Origin of the sequence: Acinetobacter sp. 826659 (assembly GCF_000588515.1) — a bacterium.
Taxonomy (GTDB): Bacteria; Pseudomonadota; Gammaproteobacteria; order Pseudomonadales; family Moraxellaceae; genus Acinetobacter; species Acinetobacter pittii.
The window spans coordinates 132,103-151,966 of the sequence record NZ_JFYD01000007.1; the positions used below are offsets into that span (position 1 = coordinate 132,103).

At 38.1% G+C, this 19,864-nt stretch carries 15 protein-coding genes and 7 tRNA genes; 15 read left to right on the forward strand and 7 right to left on the reverse strand.

Annotated elements, in window-relative coordinates; translation table 11 throughout:
* Positions 1-15 precede the first annotated feature (15 nt).
* The 3 genes from J663_RS15125 to J663_RS15135 form a co-directional block, all read right to left on the reverse strand.
* Entirely contained in the window at positions 16-3,114 is a 3,099-nt protein-coding gene (locus J663_RS15125) for an efflux RND transporter permease subunit (RefSeq protein WP_033850738.1), read from the reverse strand.
* Between the two features lie 15 nt (positions 3,115-3,129).
* The gene (locus J663_RS15130) at positions 3,130-4,239 is read right to left on the reverse strand and encodes an efflux RND transporter periplasmic adaptor subunit (RefSeq protein ID WP_081404782.1); all 1,110 of its coding nucleotides are present in this window, start codon (positions 4,237-4,239) and stop codon (positions 3,130-3,132) included.
* 68 nt (positions 4,240-4,307) lie between these two features.
* Entirely contained in the window at positions 4,308-4,946 is a 639-nt protein-coding gene (locus tag J663_RS15135) for a hypothetical protein (protein ID WP_033850745.1), read from the reverse strand.
* Between the two features lie 283 nt (positions 4,947-5,229).
* On the opposite strand from J663_RS15135, the gene pilG reads away from it, so the two are divergent.
* From pilG to J663_RS15165, 6 genes are all read left to right on the forward strand, one after another.
* Positions 5,230-5,613 carry a twitching motility response regulator PilG gene (gene pilG / locus J663_RS15140; RefSeq protein ID WP_000389061.1) on the forward strand — a complete coding sequence of 128 codons (384 nt, stop codon included), beginning with the start codon at positions 5,230-5,232 and terminating at the stop codon, positions 5,611-5,613.
* A gap of 22 nt (positions 5,614-5,635) precedes the next feature.
* Positions 5,636-5,998, forward strand: a complete 363-nt coding sequence (locus J663_RS15145; RefSeq protein ID WP_002116220.1) for a response regulator — start codon at positions 5,636-5,638, stop codon at positions 5,996-5,998.
* Positions 5,999-6,058: 60 nt separating this feature from the next.
* Positions 6,059-6,595: a chemotaxis protein CheW gene (locus J663_RS15150; protein WP_002116439.1), complete on the forward strand. Its 537-nt coding sequence runs from the start codon at positions 6,059-6,061 to the stop codon at positions 6,593-6,595.
* A 42-nt stretch (positions 6,596-6,637) separates the two neighbouring features.
* Positions 6,638-8,716 carry a methyl-accepting chemotaxis protein gene (locus tag J663_RS15155; RefSeq protein WP_033850746.1) on the forward strand — a complete coding sequence of 693 codons (2,079 nt, stop codon included), beginning with the start codon at positions 6,638-6,640 and terminating at the stop codon, positions 8,714-8,716.
* Positions 8,717-8,863: 147 nt separating this feature from the next.
* Positions 8,864-13,369: a hybrid sensor histidine kinase/response regulator gene (locus J663_RS15160; protein WP_033850747.1), complete on the forward strand. Its 4,506-nt coding sequence runs from the start codon at positions 8,864-8,866 to the stop codon at positions 13,367-13,369.
* Complete coding sequence (locus J663_RS15165; protein ID WP_002116250.1) at positions 13,369-13,836, forward strand: hypothetical protein; 468 nt, start codon at positions 13,369-13,371, stop codon at positions 13,834-13,836. Before J663_RS15160 ends, J663_RS15165 begins: the two co-directional genes overlap by 1 nt.
* Before the next feature lie 34 nt (positions 13,837-13,870).
* On the opposite strand, the gene dapE is transcribed toward J663_RS15165, so the two are convergent.
* From dapE to J663_RS15180, 3 genes are all read right to left on the reverse strand, one after another.
* The gene (gene dapE / locus J663_RS15170; RefSeq protein WP_033850748.1) at positions 13,871-15,007 is read right to left on the reverse strand and encodes a succinyl-diaminopimelate desuccinylase; all 1,137 of its coding nucleotides are present in this window, start codon (positions 15,005-15,007) and stop codon (positions 13,871-13,873) included.
* Positions 15,008-15,133: 126 nt separating this feature from the next.
* The gene (locus J663_RS15175) at positions 15,134-15,277 is read right to left on the reverse strand and encodes an entericidin A/B family lipoprotein (RefSeq protein ID WP_014207555.1); all 144 of its coding nucleotides are present in this window, start codon (positions 15,275-15,277) and stop codon (positions 15,134-15,136) included.
* Between the two features lie 123 nt (positions 15,278-15,400).
* Positions 15,401-16,282 (reverse strand): DUF1853 family protein, encoded by an 882-nt coding sequence (locus J663_RS15180; protein ID WP_033850749.1) that lies wholly within the window; start codon positions 16,280-16,282, stop codon positions 15,401-15,403.
* Between the two features lie 103 nt (positions 16,283-16,385).
* On the opposite strand from J663_RS15180, the gene J663_RS15185 reads away from it, so the two are divergent.
* The 9 genes from J663_RS15185 (at position 16,386) to J663_RS15225 (ending at position 18,704) form a co-directional block, all read left to right on the forward strand.
* On the forward strand, positions 16,386-16,754 hold the full coding sequence (locus J663_RS15185; protein WP_017400240.1) for a YbaN family protein: 369 nt from the start codon (positions 16,386-16,388) through the stop codon (positions 16,752-16,754).
* 395 nt (positions 16,755-17,149) lie between these two features.
* Positions 17,150-17,653, forward strand: a complete 504-nt coding sequence (elsL, locus tag J663_RS15190; RefSeq protein ID WP_032005430.1) for a cell wall-recycling L,D-carboxypeptidase ElsL — start codon at positions 17,150-17,152, stop codon at positions 17,651-17,653.
* A 206-nt stretch (positions 17,654-17,859) separates the two neighbouring features.
* A tRNA-Val gene (locus tag J663_RS15195) sits at positions 17,860-17,935 on the forward strand.
* A 24-nt stretch (positions 17,936-17,959) separates the two neighbouring features.
* Positions 17,960-18,036: transfer RNA gene (locus tag J663_RS15200), tRNA-Asp, on the forward strand.
* Positions 18,037-18,083: 47 nt separating this feature from the next.
* Positions 18,084-18,160, forward strand: a tRNA-Asp gene (locus tag J663_RS15205).
* Between the two features lie 47 nt (positions 18,161-18,207).
* Positions 18,208-18,284, forward strand: a tRNA-Asp gene (locus J663_RS15210).
* A gap of 89 nt (positions 18,285-18,373) precedes the next feature.
* A tRNA-Val gene (locus J663_RS15215) sits at positions 18,374-18,449 on the forward strand.
* Positions 18,450-18,485: 36 nt separating this feature from the next.
* Positions 18,486-18,562 (forward strand) — tRNA-Asp (locus J663_RS15220).
* Positions 18,563-18,628: 66 nt separating this feature from the next.
* Positions 18,629-18,704 (forward strand) — tRNA-Val (locus J663_RS15225).
* A 374-nt stretch (positions 18,705-19,078) separates the two neighbouring features.
* On the opposite strand, the gene J663_RS15230 is transcribed toward J663_RS15225, so the two are convergent.
* On the reverse strand, positions 19,079-19,864 hold the full coding sequence (locus J663_RS15230; RefSeq protein WP_033850750.1) for a YdcF family protein: 786 nt from the start codon (positions 19,862-19,864) through the stop codon (positions 19,079-19,081).

Below are 19,864 nucleotides of genomic sequence, written 5' to 3' on the forward strand. Positions count from 1 at the left end.
ACGATAATCGCTGCATTATGACATGAATCGTCGTGTTTGACGCAGCATAAAGTTTTTCAAGTCATCCAGATAAGTGAAAATGACGGGTACAACCACAAGAGTCAACAGAGTAGAGGTTATCACACCACCAATAACCGCATGAGCCATTGGTGCGCTTTGCTCACCGCCTTCGCCTAGACCTAAAGCTAAGGGAACCATCCCCATCACCATAGCACTTGTGGTCATCAAAATTGGACGTAAACGGGTCTTACCAGCTTGTAAAATAGCGTCATAACGGCTCACACCCTGATCCATCGCTTTCTTAATAAAATCGATCAGCAATATCGCATTTTTAGTGACAAGCCCCATCAGCATGATAATACCAATAATCGAAAACAGATTTAGGGTGCTTTGGAACAAGAATAGGGCAAGAAAAACACCAATCAATGACAAAGGTAAAGAGGCCATAATTGCTGCTGGATGAATAAAGCTATTAAACTGAGAACCTAACACGATATAAATAAATACAATCGATAGGGTAATGGCTGTTAATGCGTATCCCGCAGATTCAGCCATATCGGCGTTTGCTCCTTGAGTATCGAATGTATAGCCCGCAGGTAACTTAAATGCCTTTTGCATTTTGTCGATGTCTTGACCAATATCTCCGCTCGGGCGACCAGAGGTATTTGCCTCAATAAGAACCTCACGTTCAAGATCACGTCTGTTAATTTGCGAAGCCCCAAGTTTTTCTTCGGTCGTTGCGACGGCACTCAAAGGAACTAATATATTTTGTCCAGCTGCATTGGTTTTATTAGAGTTGATATATAAATTTTGTACATCTTGCGGAAGCATACGTTTATTTTCATTTAAACGTAAATTCACATCATAAGTTTCGCCGTCACGATCTTCCCAAGTGGTGACATTATCGCCCGCAATTAATGGTCGAATGGCATTCGCAATTTGGGAAACAGATAAGCCCAAATCACTTGCTAGCACGCGATTAATATGAACACCTAAAGTCGGTTTAGGTTCTTTCAATGAGCTTTCTAAATCAACTACGCCGTTAATTTTTTCCATTTCAGCAATAAAGCGATCTGAAATTTTTTGTAGTTCATTTAGGTCAGATCCTTTAATAGAAATCATGATTGGCTTTTGTCCGCCAGAGACAGAGTCCTGTGCTGCGGCAACAGAGGTCACTCGAATACCCGCTACAGTTTGCAAACGATCACGGAACTCATTGTTGAGAGTATTAAGATCTGAGCTACGTTCTTGTTTTGGCTTTAAGGTCACCCCTAAACCAGCATGGTTTTTACCAGAGTCTACTTCACTGTTAACCACGCCATACGTAGAAACCACATCAGGGAATTGTCTAATAATTTGATCGACCTGATGTAATTTGGCTTGGGTATATTCTAAAGAAGAATCTACAGGAGTCTCGAACTGGATACGGACTTCACCTTTATCTGGTGTAGGTACAAATTCGGTCCCGATGAGTTTAGATAGTCCTAATGCAGCAAATAATGAAGCGATTGCAACAATGACGGTAATAAAACGAAAGCGTAGAGCAAGCTTTAATAGCTTTTCATAAACATGAGTAAGCCGATCTAGCAAATTAGAAATATGGTTAAAAAAACGTTGTAGCCAATTATCTTTTTTCTTTACAGGATCTTTCCAATGAGCTGAAAGCATTGGATCGAGCGTAAAGCTAATAAACATTGAAATTAAAACAGCCGTACTGACAGTTACACCAAATTGATAAAAGAAGCGTCCAATCAGACCACCCATAAAGGCTACGGGTAGAAAGACTGCCACAATAGTAAGCGTGGTTGCGAGTACAGCTAAACCAATTTCTTTTGTCCCTTCAAGAGCAGCGGTCACATGGTCTTTGCCCAGTTCAGTATGTCGGACGATATTTTCGCGAACTACAATTGCATCATCAATGAGTAAACCAATACTGAGTGATAAAGCTAACAGCGTCATCATATTAATGCTAAACCCGAAAGCCCAAATAAAAGTTAAGGTTCCGAGCAAAGTAATCGGTAAGGTTAGACCAGTAATAACTGTAGAGCGGAAAGAGCCTAAAAAGAGTAAAACAATGAGAACTGCTAAAGCAGCACCTTCAATAATGGTTCGAACCACATCTTTGATTGAAGCGCGAATACCTTTAGAGCTATCAGCTACGACTTTGTAATCTAAACCCGCAGGCATTTGATCTTTTAATTTCTCTAACGTTTGATAAGTCTGATCGACGACTTTAATTACATTGGCATCGGAACTTTTTAAGATATCGACTGAGACCGCAGTTCTTCCATTATAAAAGGCACTCGATTGTAGTTCGGCTTGTGTGTCCTCAACAGTTGCCACTTGCTTTAAAAAAATGGGTGAACCATTTTTATTGGCAATGACCAAATCACCAAATGCAAGGGGATGAATAACTTTTGATTGAATCTGTACAACCAGTTCAGAATTTTTTTGCTGTAAGGTCCCTGCAGGCACTTCAATATTTTCATTTTTTAGCGTGTTAATGACCTGATCAATACCAATGCCGTAGCTTTGCAATTGTGCAGGAATAACCTTTATTCGTATTTGCCGTTTAGCGTCGCCCAATAAATTCACATTACCGACACCCGAAACCGTTTTAAGCTGAGGTACGATTTTTTTATCTACATACGAACTTAATTGCGCCAAACTCATGCTGTTTGATTCAAATACGACTGACATGATTGGGCTAGAAGAGGGGTCATAGCGTTGCACAATCGGTGTATCAATTTCATCACGGAACTGCGCTGTGACGGGTGCAATTTTGTCACGAACATCCTGAGCAGCAATCGCCGAAGAAGTATCAAGATTAAACTCGGCAATCACCATTGAAAGGCCTTCACTTGAGCGTGAGGTAATCTGTTTAATTCCTGAAATTGTATTGATTTGATCTTCAAGTTTTTTTGTAATATCTGACTCAACCGCTTCAGGCGACGCACCTGCATATTGCGTAGTGACCACTACGAATGGGAAATCTATATTTGGAAACTCTTCGACAGTCATACGTTTCCAAGAGGCCAACCCGAGTACCATTAAGCTGAGCATCATCATAATGGTAAAAACGGGGTATTTCACACTGATTCGAGTAAACCACATACGCTATTTGCTACCTTATTTATTTTTGTCGGTTGTAACTGTCACTTTTTTATTAATGTCGGAATCTTCAAATTGAATACGGCTGACCAGATCTGTGCTTTGTAAACCTTCGACTAAAGCAATATTGTCGTTATAACGCTGTTCAACCACCCGAATTTTAACTTTTTGAATAGTGTGATTGCGTATCACCCATACAAACGGGTCATGTTGCATATTTTGAATGCTATCTAAAGGAATCGTTTGGCCTTGATGAGTGTCATTGCGCAGAATGTTTCCATTAATGAAAGCTCCAATGCTTAACGAATCAATTTTTTCTTTAGGAGCAGCAAAGAACTCAATTTGTCGACTATCTTGATCTGTAACAGGTGAAATGCGAGTTAGCGTTGCATTTAATTGTTTTGAATTGCCCTGAATTTGATATTGAATGTTACTACCGACCTTAAGTGCAGCTTGCTGTTCAATTGGCAACTTGGCCTGTATTTCAAGTTGATCTGGATTTACGATTTCAAATAGTGTTTGTCCAACTGAAACAGTTTGGCCGGGTTCAACTTGGCGTTTAGTAATCACACCTGAAATTGGACTAGTAATAATTCCGTCTTGATCCGCTTTTTTAGCAATATCAACATTGGCTTGTTGTGCTTTTACACTTTCAAGCTGGCCTTTATAGTCAACCTGACTTTGTTCAAACTCGACACGAGCAATAAAACCTTGATTAAATAATCTTTGTTTTCGGTTCATCAAATTACGAGCAAGTTCAGCCTGTGACTGAGCTGATGCAAGGTTGGCGCGTGCTTGCGCTAATCTTGCAACATTGTCCTGATTATTCAATCTCACCAGAACTTGACCTTTTTGTACCTGTTGGCCGACATTTGCAGTGACATTCGTCGCTGTTGCGCTTACTTGCGCCTGAATGGAACTTTGTTGAACCGCACGAATAGTTCCTGTAAATGCAGTTTGAGAGTCAAGTGCTCCTTGTTTAACTGCAATAAGGTCTTGAGGAATAAGCTCAATTTTGACAGGAGCTGATTCAGTAGTTTTGGTTGTTTCCTGCTGATTACATGCAGCTAAAATTAAACATAAACTAATAATACTCAGTTTAAAAAAAGTAGAAGGGGTGAGATGCATCGTGTGCATACAGCATCATCCTATAATTCAAATTTTATTTTGCCCCTATTCTTGATAAACCTTTGCAGTTATTCAAGCTTTTTTAAACGATCGATAATATTTTCATACTCATTGTTGGTTCGGTTATAGGTCTTGGAAAGTGTTTCAAGTGTTTGTTTAACCCGATTAATATTATTTAGATTGTTTTCAATCAAAGCCTTATGACGCTCAGGAATCGGTTCTCCTTTTCTGAAATACTCCATTTCCTGACGCTTAAATAAAATTTTGTCTTGTTGTAATTGATTAAGTTGTTCCTGCTGATAATTAATTTGCTTTTTTATAGACACTAATGCCTGATCTCTTTTAATCGAAGCTGTCTTACTATTGCTATAAGCTTTTTTTAATTTGATATCTTGTTCTTTATGTCGCGCCAATAATGCCCGTTGATTCGATTGATTTAAATCAGCTTCAGCATTATAAGAGTGGTTTCTTTTTATTACTTGCATATTACGATCTAGAGCTTCATAACCATAACGAATATGAGCAGGTGTGACCGATGTACTAATATTGGCAATACCATGTTGGTCATAATAACGATACCAAACCGCTTTAGGTGTGTCGGCAATAGCAACACTAGAGGGTAAGAAAAAGAGTGATCCGAAGGAAATAATGCCTATAGATACAGACAAACAGTTCCTGTAAAAGGCATATTTCATCCTGTCATTCATTGAAAATCCCCAAAAAGATAGCTAAGTCGCTTATTTTTAAATATTTAATCTTCATTATATTAATTATTATTTAGCTGAATAAAAATATAGTCATTATAAAAAAAATGATAATTTTAATTAAAGTGTGATGAGGTTAAAAGTTATTGTTTATAAATGAGAAAGTAGACAAAAATGCCTCATTGAAAATAGAACGTGAGATATGTTAAAAATGCGTATAAATGTGTAAAAACAAATTTAAGTTAAATTGCATTTATATTTTATTTTTATGGGGATGGAAGATTAAATGGAAGATGCATTCCAAAATCTGAAAGTAATGGTGATTGATGACTCAAAAACCATTCGCCGTACAGCAGAAACCTTATTACAGCGCGAAGGCTGTGAAGTCATTACTGCTGTGGATGGATTTGAAGCTTTGTCCAAAATTGCAGAAGCAAATCCGGATATTGTTTTTGTCGATATCATGATGCCTCGTTTAGATGGTTATCAAACTTGTGCTTTGATAAAAAACTCTCAAAATTATCAGAACATTCCCGTTATCATGCTCTCTAGTAAAGATGGTTTATTTGATCAGGCAAAAGGGCGTGTGGTAGGTTCAGATGAATACTTGACGAAACCTTTTAGCAAAGATGAATTGTTAAACGCGATTCGTAATCATGTAAGTTCATAAACAATAATTTGAGGGCAAAAAAATGGCACGTATTCTCATTGTAGATGATTCACCAACAGAAACTTTTCGTTTTAAAGAAATCCTAACCAAACATGGTTATGACGTGCTTGAAGCATCAAATGGTGCAGATGGTGTAACTCTTGCAAAGGCAGAGCAACCAGATCTTGTATTGATGGATGTGGTAATGCCGGGTGTAAATGGTTTTCAGGCAACACGTCAGATTACTCGTGATGAAGACACTAAGCATATCCCTGTTGTTATTGTGAGTACTAAAGATCAGGCAACTGACCGTGTATGGGGCAAGCGTCAAGGTGCAATCGATTATTTGATTAAGCCAATCGAAGAAAATCAATTGATTGATGTAATTAAACAATTTCTAAATTAACTCATCCATCCATAAAAACATAAATAACGGGCATTTTGTACCCGTTTTATAGGATCGAGTATGGCAGCGAATGGATTTATCGAGTTACTTCGTTTGTCTAAACGGGGTAATAAGAATTACGCTTCAGTTCAAAATGAAGCACAGCGATGGTCAGGAATTGCTTTTGAAATGAGAGGGCAATACTTCGTCGCACCACTTGGGGAAGTGTCAGAAGTAATCTATCCACCAAAATATACACCTGTTCCAAATACCCAAAGTTGGGTAAAGGGATTGGCAAATATTCGAGGAAGATTACTTTCAGTGTCTGATTTGGCGCATTTTATTTTAGGGCAACGAAGTTCATTTTCGTCAACTCAAAAAGTATTATGTATTAGCCATCGCGACCAGTATGTGGGGTTGGTCGTGGATCAGGTTTTGGGGATTCAGCACTTTAATAAAAAAAGCTTTTTTTCTCAAAGCTTAGACTTAGAGGAAAATCTAAAAGAATATTGCCAAGGTTATTTTCATCAACATAACCAGCATTGGCATGTCTTTTTATTTAGTCGTTTATTGCAAAACCCACATTACATGAATGCATCGACAAAATTTATAAACTAATTTTTACGCTGTGAAAACAGAGTATTTTTCTGGGGAAAAGCTATGGGCTTTAAGCTTAAAAAGAAAGGCAGTAGTCGGGTTGCGTCCGAAAAATCGGGTGTCAATTTTATTGCAACAATCCAGTCAAAAATTGAGCAGTTTGCCAGTTTATTTGGGGAAAGTGAAAAGTCTAAGCCAATCCTATATGCAGCACTTTTATGTTTTGTGCTTGCATTAGTTTCTCTAGCCTATCTGTTCTATAACGTTCCACGTCATAACCAGTTAATTCGAAGTCTCGGTGAGTTACGTTTGCTATCTCAAACGATTTCTAAACAAGCAACTGAAGCAACTGAGTCTGGCTCTCAAGAGGCAATCACCAAGCTACAGCAGTCTCAAAAAGAATTTAATGAAAACTTACTTGAGATTGAAAATATTCACGGTAAATCGACTGATGAATATCAAAAAGTTCAAGTTATGTGGACTGAACTGTCAAAAAACATCGATTTGATTTCAGCACATCAAAAAGTCCTTAACCAACTATATGACACCAACATCTCTATTAGCGAAACCGTTCCTGAGATTCAGGCAGAATATAACTTAATGGTTGACCAAATGGCGCGTCAAGGTTTGCCAAGTAGTCAGGTAATTATTGCTAAAAACCAGGTATTTATTGCCGAACGTATTTTACGTTCTATTAACTCGGTACTAAGTGGTACCGATGGTAATGTATCGACTAGCGATTTTGGTGTAGACATCGATACGTTTGGTACGTATTTAAATGCTGAACTTAATGGTAATGCTGAATTGGGTGTTGATCGTATTGCAGATCCGGCTTTACGTGAATCATTAGAAAGTATTAAATCTGAATATGACAAAGTATTAAAATCTGCTGCTGCCACGGTATTAAAAAATGGTAACCAGATTGTCAATGTTCGTCAGGCATCTTCTCAGATCTTCTCTAAATCAGATGTGATGTTAGATAACTTGGGGCATTTATCTGATGTAGCAAGAAAGAACTGGCTTACTTTATTGTTAGGTGCGGTGCTAATCAGTTCTTTAGCAGGCTTAATCTTCTCAGTATTTAAATTGATCACATTACGTAGTGTGATGGATAAACAACGTGTTACTCGATTACAAGACGAATATGACCGTAACCAAAACGCGATTTTACGTTTACTTGATGAAATCGCCGATCTTGCAGATGGTGACTTACGTTCATATGCAACCGTATCTGAGGATTTTACGGGAGCGATTGCCGACTCGATTAACTTTGCGATTGACCAACTACGTGACCTTGTATCCCGTATTCATGAAACCTCACAAGAAGTTGCTCGCTATACGCAAGATACGCAGAGTATTACGAACCAATTAGCAGAGGCGTCTGAGCATCAGGCTCAAGAAATTGCTGGTGCATCAACAGCAATGAATGAAATGGCGCAATCGATTGACCAAGTATCTTCAAACGCATCTGAATCTGCTGAGGTAGCAGAGCGTTCGGTACAAATTGCCTCTAATGGTGCGCAAGTGGTAAACCGTTCAATTGAAGGTATGGACACAATCCGTGAACAGATTCAAGAAACGTCTAAACGTATTAAGCGATTGGGTGAGTCTTCACAAGAAATTGGTAACATCGTATCGCTCATTAACGATATTGCCGACCAAACTAACATTCTTGCATTAAACGCAGCAATTCAAGCATCTATGGCTGGGGAAGCAGGTCGTGGTTTCGCCGTAGTTGCTGACGAAGTACAGCGTCTTGCAGAGCGTTCTGCATCGGCAACTAAACAGATCGAAACTCTGGTTAAAACAATTCAGACCGATACAAATGAAGCTGTTATTTCGATGGAACAAACCACCACTGAAGTTGTGCGTGGTGCAAACTTGGCAAAAGACGCGGGTATTGCCTTGGATGAAATTCAAAAAGTATCGGGTGACTTGGCAAAATTAATTGCCAGCATTTCTGATGCAGCAAAACTTCAATCCGCATCTGCCAGCCACATGGCGACCACCATGACAGTCGTACAAGAAATTACTTCACAAACGACAACTGCAACCTTTGATACAGCACGCTCTGTTTCTGAACTAGCAAACATGGCAGAGTCATTACGTGAATCGGTAACGGACTTTAAATTACCTGATTAAATTGGGGATGAGAATAGCTGTTTCAGTACCGCTATTCTTCTAAAAAGTATTAACAACACCAGATAAATATTGGGGAAACAGCTATTTTTCTGGTGTTGACTCTGTCGTTTTTCTCCATTTGGGAGACAAGCAAAAGAAGCCTTTGCTATGAAAGAAATATTAAAAACTTTAACTGAAGCAATGATGCTACCGGAAGATAGCTACTCTCAACAAGACGATGAATTTCTTGAAATATTTGTCGAAGAAATTGAAGAAATTTTTGTTGAATTACAATCTTTGATTCACGAATGGATGCAATCTGAAAATATTGCTACGCTTACTGAGATCCGCCGTCATTTTCATACATTGAAAGGTTCAGGGCGAATGATTGGTGCCAAATCTTCTGCTGAGCTTGCTTGGACTGTAGAAGATACGCTTAATCGGGTAATTAATCAGAGTCTCGGATTAACTCCTAACATCCAACAATATGTTCAGTTGGTATTTAAGTTCTATTTCTTTAAGTTAGTAGATGACTTCAAATCTAAAAAAAATCATACCCTAGACTTTAGGCCCCTAATTTTATTGGGACAACAATTACAACAACAGCAAAGTATAGAACCCGCGTTAGACGAACTTTTATTATTATCAGATATTCTTACTGCTGAAACTCAAACCGGTTTAGAAGCGAATGACTTAGAACCAGAATCTACAGAAGTTTTAACTATTTTGACTCCAGAAGTTGCTATAGAAACTGAACAGACCCTTGCTGAAACCTTAATTTTATTTATGGAAGAAGCAGAAGAGCACTTAGCGACAATTGATCAGTTTTTGGAAAAAGAAATACATCAGCATGAAAGTTATAATGCTTTAATACGTGCGTTACATACATTACGCGGCAGCTCTGCCATGGCTCATGTAGAACCAATCTTTGATGCCAGTACCAAAGTTGAGCATTTATTTAAAATACTGTTACAAGAAGAGCTTTCTTCTCACTCTGAAGAAATTTCATTACTCCGTGATTATCGTCAGTTTATTCGAAATAGTTTAGATCTATTGGCTGCACATTGCTCTACTGAGCAATTGGAATCTGATTTACAGAAATTTAATCAGGTTTGGGATACTTACATGGAGCAGCATGGTGAGCATTCAAGCCCACTTATGCCTCCACATGGTTTAGTGTCTCAGCTATTACAGCTAAATGTTGCTGAATTACTTGATGCGGAATTAGACTTTGAGAAGGGAATACGTACAGAGTTTCCTCATTATCTTGAACGTTTAAGTGAACAAGCAGATGTTTTGCTGCAACACACTCAGTCGCAGGCAATGATTGGTTTATATGAATATACTAACCAGTTGAAAGAAAGCTACGACATATTGCTTGATCGACCTGATTTATTGCAATCAGATTATGTTTTTGAAATTTATCAAAAAGCGCACCAACAATTAATTCAGTTATTTGATGCATTAGCTGCGGGACAAAGAGTAAGTATTATTGAGCAACACCAAAATGTCTTGGACGAGCTAAAACTATATACTCAATATATTCCAAATTTTAATTCCGAATCATTAGAAACTCATCAAGACGTTTTTGAACCATTGTTTGATGCTGAAGTTGAACAAACGGCGAATGAACCTCTGATAGAAAATGTATTCACTGATCAGGTCACCATAGGGCAGAGTGTACAACTAGATCGACAGTTTATTTCGTCTGAGCATGTAAACCGTCATTTTGATCCAGATCTTTTAGATATTTTTCTTGAAGAAGCCGATGAGTTGCTTGAGGGAATGGATACAGATCTTAATCTTTGGGTTAATGATCAAGAAAACTTTGCCGCTCTCAATAATCTGATGCGTTATTTGCATACCTTAAAAGGTGGGGCAAATATGATTCAGGCAACTTATATTGGTTTAATTGCACATGAGTTAGAAAGTATTTATGAGCGTTTAATTCAAAAACAGTTGGTAGCTTCGTCTGCTCTCATTGATTTTATTCGACTAGTTCAAGATGACTTGGCTGACCGTCTGCAAATAGTACGTCAACAGCATCTAGATTATGCTGCTTCTCATACTATTCAAGCACTTAAAAATGCAGGTCAGGTATTTGATTCTCATATTAAAGAGAGCAAAACAGAACCTGAAACGTATGTTATACCTGAATTAAATTTTGAAGTATTACAACAAGAAGCGATAAATAATACGGCGTTAAACCTCAGTGAGTTAACTTCTGGTTCTGAGCAGATTGCTGAGTCTAGTAATCAACTTGTTGAGCAAACCGAATTACAGGTTCTTTATGCTGATCACAATCATACAGAGAGTATCACAGATCAAGATATTAATACTGTTGTCGAGCAGACGTTTATGGAGGAAGCGGCCGAACTATTAGAAATGGCCGATCATCTATTAAAACAATGGTTCGAGCAACGTACTAACCGTAGTATCTTGCTTCAACTACAAAGGGCAGTGCACAGCTTGAAAGGCGGTTCCCGTATGTTGGGACTTGAAACCGTGCAAGCGATTGCTTATCAACTTGAGAATGCTTTTGAACAATTTGCGCTTCATCATTTCAGCTCAAATATTTATGACAACTTATTAGAGAGTGCAATTGTCTGGTTAAAAGAGGCAATTTTTAAACAAAATTATCAACACTTCGATGGTTTACAACAAAGTCTGGAAAATATCCAGTTCATTGAAACAGCAATTCAAATTCCTAGTAAGTTAACTAGAACTGATCTATTCAGCACGGAACCTGTAATGAGTTTTGTGCAAGGTGACGGTACAGAACCACCGCCAATGATGGGTGAGTGGGAACAAGCACAACGCCTTGATCAAAATAATGAGATGATTCGAGTCTCAGCAGATTTAATTGAAAAAATGATTGATCTGTCTGGTGAAAATTCGATTAACCGTTCGCGAATTGAAATGGATTTAAGCCAATTTGGTCATACCTTAGCGGAAATGGAATTGGCTATTCAGCGACTTGCAGATCAGTTGCGTCGAATGGAAGGTGAATTGGAAACCCAAATTATTGCAAAACACGGTATTGAGAACTCGCGTTATACGGAATTTGATCCGTTAGAGATGGACCAATATTCTTCATTAAATCAGTTATCAAAGTCTCTTGCCGAGTCTGCATCGGATTTAGTAGATTTTAAAAATACATTATCTGAAAAGATCAGAGACACTGAAGGTTTATTGGTACAGCAATCGCGTATTCAGGCTGAAATTCAAGAAGGTCTTATGCGAACACGCTTAGTACCATTTTCTCGATTGTTGCCTCGTCTGCAAAGAATTGTGAGGCAGACTTCTACCGCGTTAAATCGACCAGCAGAGCTTTTTGTTAATAATACTGAAGGTGAGCTAGACCGGACAATGCTAGAACGTTTGGTTACACCACTTGAGCACATGCTTAGAAACGCAATTGACCATGGACTAGAAGACCGTGCGCAACGTGAGCAAGCGCAGAAACCAGAAACGGGACGTATTGAACTCAATATTCATCGTCAAGGTACAGATGTTGTAGTTATATTTAAGGATGATGGGCAAGGTATTGATATCGAGAAGGTTCGTCAAAAGGCGTTAATGTCTGGTTTGATTAATCCAGAGCAAGTATTAGAACATCAAGATATTTTACAGCTGATTTTCCATCCTGGTTTAAGTACAGCCGATCAAGTCACTCAGATTTCAGGTCGTGGTGTAGGGCTGGATGTCGTGCAAAGTGATATTAAGGCCTTAGGTGGCCATGTGAGTGTCGACTCTGTATACGGGCAGGGAACTGTCTTTACCATACGTGTTCCAACGACAGTAGCTGTTAGTGATGCTTTAATGGTTAAAGTTGCTGATCAGCAATTTGCAATTCCATTAGCTCAGATTGATCGAATTGTACGAGTTTCACCAGCATCATTAGAACAATATTTCGGAAGTGCACAAGAGCTCTTTGAATTTGAAAATAAGCGTTATCCATTACGTTATTTATCTGAGTTTGTTGGTAATCAACCAATTCCGCGCTTAAGTGGAATGATGTATTCATTACCAGTATTAATGATTAAGGCAAATAATGGACAAACCGTCGCATTATTAATTGACCAACTGATTGGCTCACGCGCACAGATTGTAGTTAAGCCAATAGGACAACAATTCTCTAGCATTGGTGCGATTGCAGGAGCAACTATTTTAGGTGATGGCCAAGTTTGTCTAATTTTAGATGGACAAAATATTGCTCGCCAAATTCAATCTACTCGCCGACATAAATCGCTTAATGAAACTATTTATAGAAAACGCGAGTCTGACGAGCGACGTCTTATCATGATTGTAGATGACTCGGTAACTGTACGTAAGGTGACGTCTCGCTTACTTGAACGTCAGGGCTATGATGTAGTTACAGCTAAAGATGGGGTTGATGCCATTGAGCAGTTGGAAAATATTAAACCAGATCTCATGTTACTTGATATTGAAATGCCACGAATGGATGGCTTTGAGGTACTTAACCTCGTTCGACATCATGATCTACATCAAGATATGCCAGTGATTATGATTACATCACGAACTGGTGAAAAACACCGTGAACGAGCATTTACTTTAGGTGTTAACCAATACATGGGTAAACCTTTCCAAGAAGAAGACTTACTTCACAATATTGATGCGTTATTCATGACATTTGAAGGGAGACTTGCCTAATGAAAAGTAATATAAGTACATCCTTAATTAATGAAATGGACCAGCAAGAGCTTCAGCATTTAATTACTGTCTCAACTGGTTTTATTGATGCATATATTATCGAGTGTCATCAGCAAGTGCCGATGCTATTGCCGCAAAATATAGTGTTATCTGCTATGGATGTTAAAAACGGTATCAAGCATATTGAATGGCATGATGTAAAACTCCCTGTTTATTCGGTTCACAACGAAATAGATTCTCGAGCAGTAGCTTTAGTCATTGAAAGCGAAGACATTAGTCAACGTTTTGCACTTGTGTGTAAATCGATGCCAGTTTCAGTTCGTCTGCGTATTTCTGAAGTCGTAGATGAAAATGACGATATACAAGAGTCTTTACAGCACCCAACTGTATTTAAATATATTCGTATGGACAATCAACGCTACCATGTTCCTAATTTGCAATATATTCAAAATTCATTTCATCTATAAAAAAAGGAACTCATTTTGAGTTCCTTTTTAACTTTTACTTAGCTAACAAATTTTCCAAAATTTGCTCATAAATATCAGTTAGTGGATCAAGGTCGTGTACATCAACATGTTCGTTAATTTGATGAATTGTTGCGTTCAGAACACCTAACTCTAATACCTGTGCGCCTGTTGGAGCAATAAAACGACCATCAGAAGTACCACCACTCGTTGAAAGCTCAGTTTCAGTACCCGTTACGTTCAAAATAGCAGTTTGCGCTGCATTAACGAGTTCACCCACAGGTGTTAGGAATGGTAAACCAGAAAGATTCCAAACGATTTCGTACTGTAAACCGTGTTTATCTAAAATCTCATGCACACGTTGTTTAAGTTGTTCTGCTGTTACTTCTGTTGAATAACGGAAGTTAAAAGTAACTTCTAGTGCACCAGGAATGACATTTGTTGCGCCAGTGCCAGCATGAATATTTGAAATCTGAAATGATGTTGCTGGGAAATATTCATTTCCATTATCCCAAACAGTTTGGCATAGTTCTGCTAAAGCTGGCGATGCTTCATGAATCGGATTACGCGCTAGGTGTGGGTAAGCCACATGACCTTGCTTACCTTGAACTTTTAATACGGCATTGAGTGAACCACGACGACCATTTTTAACAATGTCACCCAATTTATGAGTACTTGAAGGTTCGCCTACCAAACACCATGTCATCTTTTCTTTACGTTTTTCAAGAGTCTCAATCACTTTAACCGTACCGTTAATAGCAGGGCCTTCTTCATCAGAAGTAATTAAAAAAGCAATTGAACCTTTATGATCAGGATGTTTTGCGACAAAACGCTCAGATGCAACGACCATAGCTGCAAGTGCTGTTTTCATATCGGCCGAACCACGACCATATAATTTTCCATCACGAATTTCAGGTGCAAACGGATCTGAATTCCATGCTTCTAACTTACCTGTCGGAACTACGTCAGTATGACCGGCAAAACAAAATACAGGTTCTTCAGTTCCACGACGTGCCCAAAGATTGTCAACTTCACCAAAACGCATTGGTTCAATATGAAAACCAATTTTGGCTAAACGGTCTGCCATGATGGTTTGGCATGTATGATCAATAGGAGTAACAGAAGGTTGTTGTAACAGTTCTAAGCTAAGCGAGAGAGTATCTGAATGGTTCATACCGAAAATTGCGTGCTGATCAGGTGAAATATAGTTCGATATAATAGGCGAATCTCTATGGGATGGGTACGTAAAAATAAAAAAACCTTATCGGAACGATAAGGTTTTTGACGTAATAACTCTAACTTACATTTTATCTTGTGTTTTTTCAGCAGTATTTGTTACAGCATCACCTGCTTTAGAAACATCTTGCCCAAAACCTTTAAACGTATTACACCCTGTTAAAATCACAGCAACCATTACAGACGCAGCTAAAACTTTTTTCATCATTTTCTCCGTTTAAATTTAATAATGAAGTAAATTTAGATTAAAAAACAAACGGAAAAAGAAACATGACTGTTTAATAGTAAAAACGTTATAAAATGTTTCTAGAAGCTTAAAACTTATTGTTAATTAGCTTAATTTTTGCAGGTGAGGCTTGATGTTTAAGTACGAAGGATGTCTAAACATATAAAACAAAACCTCTTCACTATTTTTACAATACAGACCGTCTGTCCACCAATGTGCTGGATTTGAAGTCGGTTCTTTATTTGGACACAACCATTCGTGTCTCTCCAATCGATAAAAAGAAGAATGTGGAATGGTAGTACCCCAATATCCCAAACGACGCTTTAAATTTATCCAATCTGGTAGCGACTTTTGAAAATTTAGTTGAAGTGGTAGGTAGAGTTGTCCTTTTAAAACCGCAAAACGTTGTTGAATCTTAAAATTTAATGCTTCAGAAAATTGAAATTGCTTATTCGTAAAATGATAAAGTTTCTTGCTTAAAGTATCTTCACGGTTTAATCCAATCCATTGTTCTAAATGTAAGTCTGCCTCGCCCAAATAATATTTTAACGCGACCTCCCAATGTTCAATTTGTTGAGTTTCTTTATTTAAAATTAAAAAATCTAGCTCACCTAAAGTTTTTGCTCCATCAATTTTTTGAATACTATGACTTAACAGTTGGTAAGGATGATAATTATCCTCTTGTAGCCAGAACCAAAGTAAATTCTCAAAGCGTAAACCTAAGCGTGTACTTTTAAGTTGAGATAAAAACAGGATTAAAGGCTCTGGTGACTGATCGAGCTCTTTTAATCGTGGTAAATAATTTTGGAAATGCTCTTCCCACTCTTCGGTTGGGTGCAGCTTAAACTCGTGTTGTATAGAAAAACTTTTTGGTAATTGGCAAAGTAAATTTGGACTAGCAATACAAAAAGCCAGTTGTCGCACTATAGGATGTTGAAATTGAAGCCATGGCTCATAATAGGATGTTTTAACTGAGGCAATATTCATATATTTAATACTCGAAGTAATTCATCCTAATTTCATAAGGGATCAACAAACAATATTAGAAAAACACTTTATACTAACGCTAACAGCAGGTTAAGGTTTATATATGCGAACATTGTTCTGGCGCTCTTTGGTCGTGATTTTTATCACGCTAGGCATTATTGGAGCAATTTTACCAGGTATGCCCACAACAGTGTTTTTAATTCTAGCTGCATGGGCAGCTTCAAAAGGATGGCCACAAATGGATGATTGGTTGTTAAACCATCCCAAATATGGCCCAACATTACGTGATTGGCGAGCCAATGGTACAGTACCACGTAAAGCCAAATGGATTGCAAGCATAATGATGGCAATCAGTGGCCTTATAATGCTGTTTACTTCAGCACCGCTTTGGGTCAAGGTTTTTACTGATACTACCATGTTCATCGTTGCAGTTTGGTTATGGCTACGCCCTGAGCCAAAATTAAAAGATTGATAATCTTTTAATTTTGGCGCAAGACAAGTAGTGAAACTGCGCGTAGATAAGAGAAGATTGATAATCTTTTAATTTTGGCGCAAGACAAGTAGTGAAACTGCGCGTAGATAAGAGAAGATTGATAATCTTTTAATTTTGGCGCAAGACAAGTAGTGAAACTGCGCGTAGATAAGAGAAGATTGATAATCTTTTAATTTTGGCGCAAGACAAGTAGTGAAACTGCGCGTAGATAAGAGAAGATTGATAATCTTTTAATTTTGGCGCAAGACAAGTAGTGAAACTGCGCGTAGATAAGAGAAGATTGATAATCTTTTAATTTTGGCGCAAGACAAGTTCTTCATATAAATTTTTACTTAAACTCAAGGTATTTGAGTTGATATAAGAGAATAAGTTCAATGTCTCAATTTAAGCTCGAAGAAGCAGATGTCCTCATCGATTTAGCAAATCAAACATTAACTTTGCCTAAACATAATAAGTTTTATGTCATTTCTACTGGAAAGAACGGAATCGGTGAGCAAGAGAATACTGGTAGGACTCCACGTGGATGGCATAGGGTTGCAAAAAAAATTGGTGCACAATCACCTCAAAATGCGGTTTTTATTGCACGTAAGCCAACAGGGGAGGTCTATAGTAGTGAACTAGCAGCACAATTCCCTGAAAGAGATTGGATATTGTCACGTATTCTTTGGTTAGATGGCTTAGAAGAAGGTTTTAATAAAGGCGAAGGTCATGACACCATGCAGCGTTATATCTATATTCATGGCACTCCTGATAAAGAACCGATGGGCGTTCCCATGTCACATGGCTGTATTCGAATGCGTAATGAAGAAATCATTGAACTGTTTGATTTAGTCGCTGAAGATGCATTGGTTTATTTGTCTGAGCAATCTTTAACCTAAAATAAGATTTTAAAAATTTTTATTTAATTAGCTGAATGATCAAAATATTAAAATAAGTGCTTAAATAAAATACAAAAAATTGTTTTTTACTTAATAATGACTTATTTTTAATCATTCATTCGCATTTTTTTGAAAAGTTGTCGAAAAGCGTTTGACACCTGTTAAAGATTCTCTATAATGCACCTCACAAACGATGAAGACGTTAAGGGCGCTTAGCTCAGTTGGTAGAGCGTCTGCCTTACAAGCAGAATGTCGGCGGTTCGATCCCGTCAGCGCCCACCAAGCCTTTACGTTAAGCTCTCAAGTGCAGCGGTAGTTCAGTTGGTTAGAATACCGGCCTGTCACGCCGGGGGTCGCGGGTTCGAGCCCCGTCCGCTGCGCCACTTAAGACTTAACATCGTTTACCCCACAATTTCGACATTGTGAAAGTGCAGCGGTAGTTCAGTTGGTTAGAATACCGGCCTGTCACGCCGGGGGTCGCGGGTTCGAGCCCCGTCCGCTGCGCCACTTAAGACTTAACATCGTTTACCCCACAATTTCGACATTGTGAAAGTGCAGCGGTAGTTCAGTTGGTTAGAATACCGGCCTGTCACGCCGGGGGTCGCGGGTTCGAGCCCCGTCCGCTGCGCCACTTTTCAGTTCGGGTTGTGTTTGGAAGAAGATTTGAGATGTAAAAGTTTTAAATCGAAAAATTAATAATTTATTAGTTTTTTCTTCTTGGGGCGCTTAGCTCAGTTGGTAGAGCGTCTGCCTTACAAGCAGAATGTCGGCGGTTCGATCCCGTCAGCGCCCACCATATATGTGACCATACTTTATTTTAAAGTATTGTAGTGCAGCGGTAGTTCAGTTGGTTAGAATACCGGCCTGTCACGCCGGGGGTCGCGGGTTCGAGCCCCGTCCGCTGCGCCATTCTCTTGATTCCCTTGTCTAGAGAATGTAGAGTATGAAGATACATTCGTTATCTTTTCTCATTAAGGGCGCTTAGCTCAGTTGGTAGAGCGTCTGCCTTACAAGCAGAATGTCGGCGGTTCGATCCCGTCAGCGCCCACCATAATTTCTATCAGAAATTTAAAATTCCCTAAATTTATACTCATCTATAAATATCTTATACTTACATGTAAATTTATTTACTATGTGACTCAGTGTAGATACAACTTTTCTATTCTAAAATTAAAGTCCTTATATCTTTAAGTTATTCTTTTTATTGATCGCTAGTTTTTTAATTTTTTAGCATTGGTGTTTCTTCATGCTTTTGATGGGATTCCTCAACCTCATTAAATTGCGTTACTAGTGCTTAAAGATAAGTATCTAGCCTGTAATTACTAGTTCTAGCTAATATCAACTTTGTATTTGTACCGATCACTAATATTTTCACAAAAAAAACTGCTATTTTTTTAAATAGCAGTTTTCCGATTAAATTATTTTTTAATATTCGTTTAAAATCCATCCACTTGCATATGCGAAATATTCACGTAACCATGCATTGTAACGAGTAGCTAATGGTGTTTCTGCCGCTACCCCATAAACTTGGGTATAGCCCTGTTTCTTTGCAATTGCTATTGCTCTAGGAATATGAAAATCACTTGTCACAATAGCGATTGGCTGCTCTAAGGTAATGTGGTGCTGTTCTAATAAGGGTTTACTATTTTTTAAGTTAAGCTCTGTGCTAGTACTTTTATCTTCAAGGATCATTTGATCTCTTGCGATATGATACTTTTGTTCAAGATAACGAGACATAACCAATGCTTCGCTTTCTTTTTCTGAAAAATCAAGACCACCTGTTAGAACAATCTGTGCTTGCTGCTGTTTTAGGGCTAGAGGGACGGCCGTATCTAAACGTTTTGCAAGAATTGTAGATGGCTGACCATTCTCAACACCGCTTCCTAAGACAATAATTGCTTTTACTGGAGGAATATTATTTGAAGTATCTTTATTTTCTTTAATAAAGCTAAAAAAATAGCCTAAGCCAATTAACCATATCCAGAAGCATAACCATCCAAAACGCCAAAGTGTGTGTAAGCGATAGTGATAGAAGAAAAAGCGTTCTAAATGATAATAAAATAAGGAATATAGGCAGAGGAAAGCACCTAAAATTAAAGGAATAACGGTGCCTACATTAATTTTATTGAGACAAATTAGAACTAATCCATCTAGAAATAAAATCGAACCAATGATTGCTAGGAAAATACGGATCCACTTACTGACTTGCAT

Excerpts from the sequence above, each read along its gene's own strand:
- J663_RS15125 (WP_033850738.1), bottom strand. The coding sequence starts at position 3,114 with ATGTGGTTTACTCGAATCAGTGTGAAATACCCCGTTTTTACCATTATG.
- J663_RS15130 (WP_081404782.1), bottom strand. The coding sequence starts at position 4,239 with ATGCATCTCACCCCTTCTACTTTTTTTAAACTGAGTATTATTAGTTTA.
- J663_RS15135 (WP_033850745.1), bottom strand. The coding sequence starts at position 4,946 with ATGAATGACAGGATGAAATATGCCTTTTACAGGAACTGTTTGTCTGTA.
- pilG (WP_000389061.1), top strand. The coding sequence starts at position 5,230 with ATGGAAGATGCATTCCAAAATCTGAAAGTAATGGTGATTGATGACTCA.
- J663_RS15145 (WP_002116220.1), top strand. The coding sequence starts at position 5,636 with ATGGCACGTATTCTCATTGTAGATGATTCACCAACAGAAACTTTTCGT.
- J663_RS15150 (WP_002116439.1), top strand. The coding sequence starts at position 6,059 with ATGGCAGCGAATGGATTTATCGAGTTACTTCGTTTGTCTAAACGGGGT.
- J663_RS15155 (WP_033850746.1), top strand. The coding sequence starts at position 6,638 with ATGGGCTTTAAGCTTAAAAAGAAAGGCAGTAGTCGGGTTGCGTCCGAA.
- J663_RS15160 (WP_033850747.1), top strand. The coding sequence starts at position 8,864 with ATGAAAGAAATATTAAAAACTTTAACTGAAGCAATGATGCTACCGGAA.
- J663_RS15165 (WP_002116250.1), top strand. The coding sequence starts at position 13,369 with ATGAAAAGTAATATAAGTACATCCTTAATTAATGAAATGGACCAGCAA.
- dapE (WP_033850748.1), bottom strand. The coding sequence starts at position 15,007 with ATGAACCATTCAGATACTCTCTCGCTTAGCTTAGAACTGTTACAACAA.
- J663_RS15175 (WP_014207555.1), bottom strand. The coding sequence starts at position 15,277 with ATGATGAAAAAAGTTTTAGCTGCGTCTGTAATGGTTGCTGTGATTTTA.
- J663_RS15180 (WP_033850749.1), bottom strand. The coding sequence starts at position 16,282 with ATGAATATTGCCTCAGTTAAAACATCCTATTATGAGCCATGGCTTCAA.
- J663_RS15185 (WP_017400240.1), top strand. The coding sequence starts at position 16,386 with ATGCGAACATTGTTCTGGCGCTCTTTGGTCGTGATTTTTATCACGCTA.
- elsL (WP_032005430.1), top strand. The coding sequence starts at position 17,150 with ATGTCTCAATTTAAGCTCGAAGAAGCAGATGTCCTCATCGATTTAGCA.
- J663_RS15230 (WP_033850750.1), bottom strand. The coding sequence starts at position 19,864 with ATGCAAGTCAGTAAGTGGATCCGTATTTTCCTAGCAATCATTGGTTCG.